The following is a 6,842-nucleotide window of genomic DNA, read 5'->3' on the forward strand; positions in this document are numbered from 1 at the left end:
CGGCGGGCGGGACGCTCGTCGGACGCCCAGCGGTCCACGGCCCGGCAGGCGGCGGAGGGTTCGTCCTCGGCGAGGACGGCGAGGAGTTCGTCGGCCCGCCGGTGGCCGCTGTCGGCCAGGGCCTCGGTCAGCTCGTCCAGGGCGCCGTGCCGGTGGGTGTGCAGCAGGGCCTGCGCGGCGGTGGCCACGGTGGCGTCCGGGGTGGCGGGCAGCGGGCGTTCGTCCTCGAACCAGCGGGTGAGGTGGGGCTGTACGGCCGTGGTGTCGGCGGCCAGCAGCCGGGCGGCCGCGTCGAGATACCGCTCGCCCTCTTCGGTGTCCCCGTCGGCGAGGACCAGCTCCCGCAGCAGCGCGAACCGCTCGGCGGCGGGCAGCGGCAGCGCGGCCCAGAAGGCGGGCCCGAGGTCGGTGGGCACCGGGCGCCGCCCGTGCCGCCAGGCGACGACCCGCTCGGCGAGATGGCGCAGCACCTCGCGGTACGGCGCCGCGTCGGGCACGTCGAGCAGGGTCCGGGAGAGCAGCCGGGCCGCCCACCAGGAAGTCGGGTCCGCGTCCAGGGCGTCGGCCAGCTCCCGCAGCCGGAAGGCGAGCAGCCGGGCCCCGCGCCTGCGGCCGAGCAGCAGCAGCGCCTGGACGACGGGGCCCGCGCGGTGGTGCGGTACGGCGACGGGGGCGGCCGCGCGCGGCCGGTGCACCAGCACGTCGAGGGCCGCCTCCAGGTCGAGGTGGCTGCCCTGGAGCCAGTCGGACAGCTCGGTGTGCGCGAAGCGGTAGCCGGTGCCGGTGGGCACCAGGAGCCCTTCGACCAGGACGGCGGAGGCCCAGCCGGAGCCGCCGCCGAGCCGGGCGGGGGCGGGACCGGGCGGGAACAGCGCCTCGAACGTCTTCCGGTCGAGCGCGCCCGTCCCACTCCCGAGAGCGCGCCGCGCGGCCTCGTGCACCTGCCCGGCGACCCGGGTCGCGAGCCGTCGTACGGCCGTGCCGCCGGGGCCGTCCCCGGGCCGTACGGCCGTACCGTCCGGGCCGTCCCCGGCGGTGAGGCGGACCGCGACGCGCAGGCACATCAGGTCGAGGTGGGCGGCGAGGACCTCGTGCCGGTCCACGGGTCCAGGGGTCTGCGCACCGGGCAGGGCGGCCCGTACCTCGGAGAGCAGGCGCAGGGCGAGCGGATGCCGGGCGTCGCGCCCGTCGAGGGCGCCCTCCGGGACGCCGTGCCGGGCACGGGCGAGGCGGGCCTCCCGCGAGGTGAACCCGGCGAGCCGCACGCACGGCGCCGGACCGCCCGCCGGGGCACCCCGCCCCCAGTGCTCCGCGTACTCCTCCCAGAACTCCTCCCGGCAGCCGATCACCAGCCGTGCCCCGCTCTCGCGCAGCCAGGCCACCGTGTTCCGGGTCCACTCGGGCAGCCGCCCGGCCAACGCGGCCGGCATCTCCTCGGGGTCGTCGAGCAGGAGCAGCAGCGGGCGTCCGGCCCCGGCGGCGACGCGGGCCACCCGGCCGGGGTCGAGATCGCCGGGCTCGCCCTCGCGGACGGCCACACCGGCGCGCCGCAGGGCCCGGTGCGCCGCGTCGGCCAGGGAGTCGTCACCGCCGCGCAGATCGGCGCCGCGCAGCCAGAGGGCGGGCGCGGGTGTCGCGTCCCGGTGGCGGCGTACGGCGAGGGCGGCGAGCTGGGTCGTACGGCCGCTGCCGGGCGCCCCGGTGAGCGCGAGCACCGGGTGGGGCCCTTCGGTGAAGTCGGCCAACTCCCTTGTCGCGACGGCCCGTTCCACCGGCTCCACGTCCTCGGCGAGCGGTGGCCCGTCGACGGTGAGAACGGCGCCGGTGAGTTCGAGGACGGCGGCGGGGTTGAGGTCGGCGCCGTAGGCGGGGACGGTGGCCGCGTTACGGGCGAGGAGGGCGGTGAGGGCGCTGTCGGCGGCCGTCGGGCGCACCGGGACCGCGAAGCCCCGGTCGGCGCGCTCGGAGCTCAGGGCCGTGCCGAGGACGCCGAGGACCGCGCCGGTGCGGGCATCGAGGACGGGGCCGCCGGTCGCGCCGCCGCCGGGGCGCAGGGCGTCGCGGCCCGCCGTGCCGATCGCCAGTTCCAGGGCGTCGAGGCGGCGCCGTCCGTCGCGGGCGGCGTAGGTGACCGGGGTGGTGGTGAGCACCCGGGCCTCGCGCCAGCAGCCCGCCGGGAGCCGGACGTACGTACCCGCGTCGGTCCGGTCCCGCACGGTCAGCGGCAGCGGCCGGACCTCCAGCCCCTCGGTGCGCACGAGCGCGAGGCCCAGCGCGGGCAGCGGGACGACGGCGTCGGGCCCGGCGGTGGCCGTACGGCCGTTGGGCGCGCACAGGACGAGCCGGGTGAGGCCGTCGACGGCCTCGTGACTGGTGAGGAGGGTGCCGTGGTGGTCGGCGAGGAAGCCGACGCCACGGGGGCGGCCGTCGGGGTCGTCGATCCGGACGAGCTGGTCCATCGCCCTGCCTCCCGCCCGTGTGCCCGCGCCCTTTCCCTCGACGGTAGGGGCGCGATGATCACCGGAGAAGGCCACGAGACGAAAGCGCCCCCTTAAGCTCCCCCCATTCACTCCGAGCGCCTGCCCGGACGGGTGAATGCAGGGGTCCGAATGGACAGACCCTAGGGGGTGGGGGAACCCAGGGGGGACCGTGGAGCGGCGGGTGTGGCACGTACCCCGTGGCCGCCGCTCCACGGGCACACACCCGGGAGTTCCCTCAGCGGTCTTCGGTCAGCCGAAGACGGCGAGGCTCTTCGCCTTGCCCTTGTACGCCTCGACCAGCGCGAGGAAGGTGCCCTCGGGGTCGAACACGGCGACGGGACCGGCGCCCGCGTACACGTCGGGCATCTCCAGGCGCACGCCGTTGCGCAGCAGCCGGGCGCGCTTGGCGTCGACGTTCCAGCGCGGGAAGGCGGCCGTGGCGGCCTCGGCGACCGGCATCATGGTCAGCTCGGCCTGGAGCTGGTCGAGCGTCCTCGCGGAGTCGATCTTGTACGGCCCGACGCGCGTGCGGCGCAGCGCGGTCAGATGGCCGCCGACGCCCAGGTCGGCGCCCAGATCGCGGGCGAGGGCGCGGATGTAGGTGCCGGAGGAGCAGACCACGGAGACGACCAGGTCGAGCACGGGGGTGCCGTCCTCGGCGACCGCGTCGCGCACGTCGTAGACCGCGAAGGACGAGACGGTCACCGGGCGGGCCGGGATCTCGAACTCCTCGCCCTCACGGGCACGCTTGTACGACCGTACGCCGTCGATCTTGATGGCGCTGACCTTGGACGGCACCTGCATGATCTCGCCGGTCAGCTTGGCGACGCCCGCGTCGATGGCGTCCCGGGTCACCTGGGAGGCGTCGGCGGAAGAGGTGATCTCCCCCTCGGCGTCGTCGGTGACGGTGTTCTGGCCCAGGCGGATGGTGCCCAGGTACTCCTTCTCGGTGAGGGCGAGATGCCCGAGGAGCTTGGTCGCGCGCTCCACACCGAGGACGAGGACACCGGTGGCCATCGGGTCGAGGGTGCCGGCGTGGCCGATGCGGCGGGTCCGGGCGATCCCGCGCATCTTGGCGACCACGTCGTGCGAGGTGAAGCCCGACGGCTTGTCCACGATGACAAGGCCGTCGGGCGGGGTGGGCTTGCTGCTCATTCGGCGGTGTCGTCCGTCTCGTCGTCGGACTCCGGCTTGCGGTACGGGTCCGCGCCACCGGCGTACGCGGCGCCCGCGGACGCCTCGCGCACCTGGGCGTCGGACTGCCGGGCCCGGTCGAGGAGGTCCTCGATGTTGCGGGCCGTGTCCGGCAGGGCGTCCGCGACGAAGGTCAGGGTCGGCGTGAACTTGATGCCGGCCGCGCGGCCGACCTCGGAGCGCAGGACGCCCTTGGCGCTCTCCAGACCGGCGGCCGCGGCCGCCCGCTCCTCGTCGTCGCCGTAGACCGTGTAGAAGACGGTCGCCTCCCGCAGGTCACCCGTGACCCGGGTGTCCGTGATGGTGACGTGCGAGCCGAGCCGGGGGTCCTTGATCCCGCGCTGCAGCTTCTGCGCCACCACCTCCCGGATGAGGTCCGCCAGCCTTTTCGCCCGAGCGTTGTCGGCCACTGGTCCGTCTCCCGTTCTTTCTTCTTCTAACGTTCTGTGGTCAGTCGTCGTCGCCGTGGAACTTGCGTCGTACGGACAGCAGCTCCACTTCGGGGCGGGCGGCGACCAGGCGCTCGCACCGGTCCAGTACGTCGGTGAGGTGCGCCGCGTCGCCGGACACCGCCGCGAGGCCGATCAGGGCCCGGCGGTGGAGGTCCATGTGGTCCACCTCGGCCGCGCTCACCGCGTACTTCCGCTGGAGTTCGGCGACGATCGGGCGGACGACGGAGCGCTTCTCCTTCAGCGAGTGGACGTCGCCGAGGAGCAGGTCGAAGGACAGAGTCCCCACGTACATGTGCAGCCGGTTCACCCGCCGGTCCGGGATCGGTGGCCCGGGGTCCTTGTGGACGGGGCTTTAAGAACCGTACCGCGTACCAGCCGGTGGCTCGACAGGGTTTACGGCCCTGTGGGCTGCGGCCCTGTCCCGGGGGCTCCGCCCCCGGACCCCCGTTTGCCCACCCGAACCCGCCCGTCTCGGTGGGTTGAAAAGTTGGACTCTCAACCAACCGAGTCGAGCGGGTGGGTGGGCAAGCGGGGGGTCTGGGGGCGGAGCCCTCAGGAACGCCGCGCTGGCCGACGGAACCCGGAAGTCCCGTCGGCCAGCGGCAGCCAACCGCGGTTACACCCGCGGCTTCTCGCGCATCTCGTACGTCGCGATGACGTCGTCGACCTTGATGTCGTTGAAGTTTCCGAGGTTGATACCACCCTCGAAGCCCTCGCGGATCTCGGTGACGTCGTCCTTGAAGCGACGCAGACCGGAGATGGTGAGGCTCTCCGCGACGACCTTGCCGTCGCGGATGAGGCGCGCCTTGGTGTTGCGCTTGACCTCGCCCGACCGGACCAGGACACCGGCGATGTTGCCCAGCTTGGACGACTTGAAGACCTCGCGGATCTCCGCCGTGCCGAGCTCGACCTCCTCGTACTCCGGCTTGAGCATGCCCTTGAGGGCCGCCTCGATCTCCTCGATCGCCTGGTAGATGACCGAGTAGTACCGGACGTCGACACCCTCGCGCTCGGCCATCTGCGCCGCGCGGCCGGCCGCACGGACGTTGAAGCCGATGACGATGGCGTCGGAGCCCATGGCCAGGTCGATGTCCGACTCCGTGACCGCACCGACACCACGGTGCAGGACGCGGATGTCGACCTCTTCGCCGACGTCCAGCTGGAGCAGCGAGGACTCGAGAGCCTCGACCGAACCGGAAGCGTCACCCTTGATGATCAGGTTCAGCTGCTGGACCTCGCCGGCCTTGAGCACCTTGTCCAGGTCCTCGAGGGAGACACGGCGCGTGCGCTTGGCGAAGGCCGCGTTGCGCTCACGGGCGGCACGCTTCTCCGCGATCTGACGGGCCGTACGGTCCTCGTCCACCACGATGAAGTTGTCACCGGCACCCGGGACGTTGGTCAGGCCCAGGACCTGGACCGGCGTCGACGGACCGGCCTCGGCCACGTTGTTGCCGTTGTCGTCGAGCATGGCGCGCACTCGGCCGTAGGCGTCGCCCACGACCATCGTGTCGCCGACCCGCAGCGTGCCTCGCTGGACGAGGACCGTCGCCACGGCACCGCGGCCGCGGTCGAGGCGGGACTCGATCGAGATGCCCTGCGCGTCCTGGTGCGGGTTGGCACGCAGGTCGAGCGAGGCGTCGGCGGTCAGGATGACCGCTTCCAGCAGGCTGTCGATGTGCAGACCCTGCTTGGCGGAGATGTCGACGAACATGGTGTCGCCGCCGTACTCCTCGGCCACCAGGCCGTACTCGGTCAGCTGACCGCGCACCTTGGTCGGGTCGGCGCCCTCGACGTCGATCTTGTTGACCGCGACCACGATCGGCACACCGGCCGCCTTGGCGTGGTTCAGGGCCTCGACCGTCTGCGGCATGACACCGTCGTTGGCCGCCACCACGAGGATCGCGATGTCGGTCGACTTCGCACCACGGGCACGCATGGCGGTGAACGCCTCGTGACCCGGGGTGTCGATGAAGGTGATCTTGCGCTCTTGGTCGTTGACCTCGGTCGCGACCTGGTAGGCACCGATGTGCTGGGTGATGCCACCGGCCTCGCCCGCGATGACGTTCGTCTTGCGGATGGCGTCGAGCAGGCGGGTCTTACCGTGGTCGACGTGGCCCATGACGGTCACGACCGGCGGACGGACGACCAGGTCGTCCTCGGTGCCCTCGTCCTCACCGAACTCCAGGTCGAAGGACTCGAGCAGCTCGCGGTCCTCCTCCTCGGGGCTGACGATCTGAATCGTGTAGTTCATCTCGTCGGCGAGGAGCTGCAGCGTCTCGTCGGAGACGGACTGCGTGGCAGTGACCATCTCGCCGAGGTTCATCATGACCGCGACGAGCGACGCCGGGTTGGCGTTGATCTTCTCGGCGAAGTCGGTGAGCGACGCGCCGCGGGACAGGCGGATCGCCTGGCCGTTGCCGCGCGGCAGCATCACGCCGCCGACGCTCGGGGCCTGCATGGCCTCGTACTCCTGGCGCCTCTGCCGCTTCGACTTGCGACCACGACGCGCGGGACCACCGGGACGGCCGAAGGCGCCCTGCGTGCCACCACGGCCACCGGGACCACCGGGACGGCCACCGAAGCCGGGACGGCCACCGCCGCCACCGAAGCCGCCGCCACCACCCGGACCGCCGGGACGACCGGCGAAGCCGCCGCCGCCACCGGGACGACCGGCACCGCCGCCACCCGGACCGCCGGGACGACCGGCGAAGCCGCC

Annotated in this window: 5 protein-coding genes; all 5 read right to left on the reverse strand. The window is 73.2% G+C overall.

The window, feature by feature from the left end; translation table 11 throughout:
* Positions 1-2,459, reverse strand: a 2,459-nt coding sequence (locus GTW40_RS06110) for a trypsin-like peptidase domain-containing protein (protein WP_161179127.1), incomplete at its 3' end; no start/stop codon positions are given.
* A 270-nt stretch (positions 2,460-2,729) separates the two neighbouring features.
* Positions 2,730-3,635: a tRNA pseudouridine(55) synthase TruB gene (gene truB, locus GTW40_RS06115; RefSeq protein ID WP_161179128.1), complete on the reverse strand. Its 906-nt coding sequence runs from the start codon at positions 3,633-3,635 to the stop codon at positions 2,730-2,732.
* The gene (gene rbfA, locus GTW40_RS06120; RefSeq protein ID WP_018544853.1) at positions 3,632-4,084 is read right to left on the reverse strand and encodes a 30S ribosome-binding factor RbfA; all 453 of its coding nucleotides are present in this window, start codon (positions 4,082-4,084) and stop codon (positions 3,632-3,634) included. The genes truB and rbfA overlap by 4 nt, the downstream gene beginning before the upstream one ends.
* A 40-nt stretch (positions 4,085-4,124) precedes the next feature.
* Positions 4,125-4,418: a DUF503 domain-containing protein gene (locus GTW40_RS06125; protein ID WP_161179130.1), complete on the reverse strand. Its 294-nt coding sequence runs from the start codon at positions 4,416-4,418 to the stop codon at positions 4,125-4,127.
* A 324-nt stretch (positions 4,419-4,742) separates the two neighbouring features.
* Positions 4,743-6,842: translation initiation factor IF-2 (gene infB / locus GTW40_RS06130; RefSeq protein ID WP_161179129.1), on the reverse strand; the 2,100-nt coding region annotated here is incomplete at its 5' end.

The sequence above is a fragment of the Streptomyces sp. SID4985 genome (assembly GCF_009863025.1).
GTDB lineage: Bacteria > Actinomycetota > Actinomycetes > Streptomycetales > Streptomycetaceae > Streptomyces.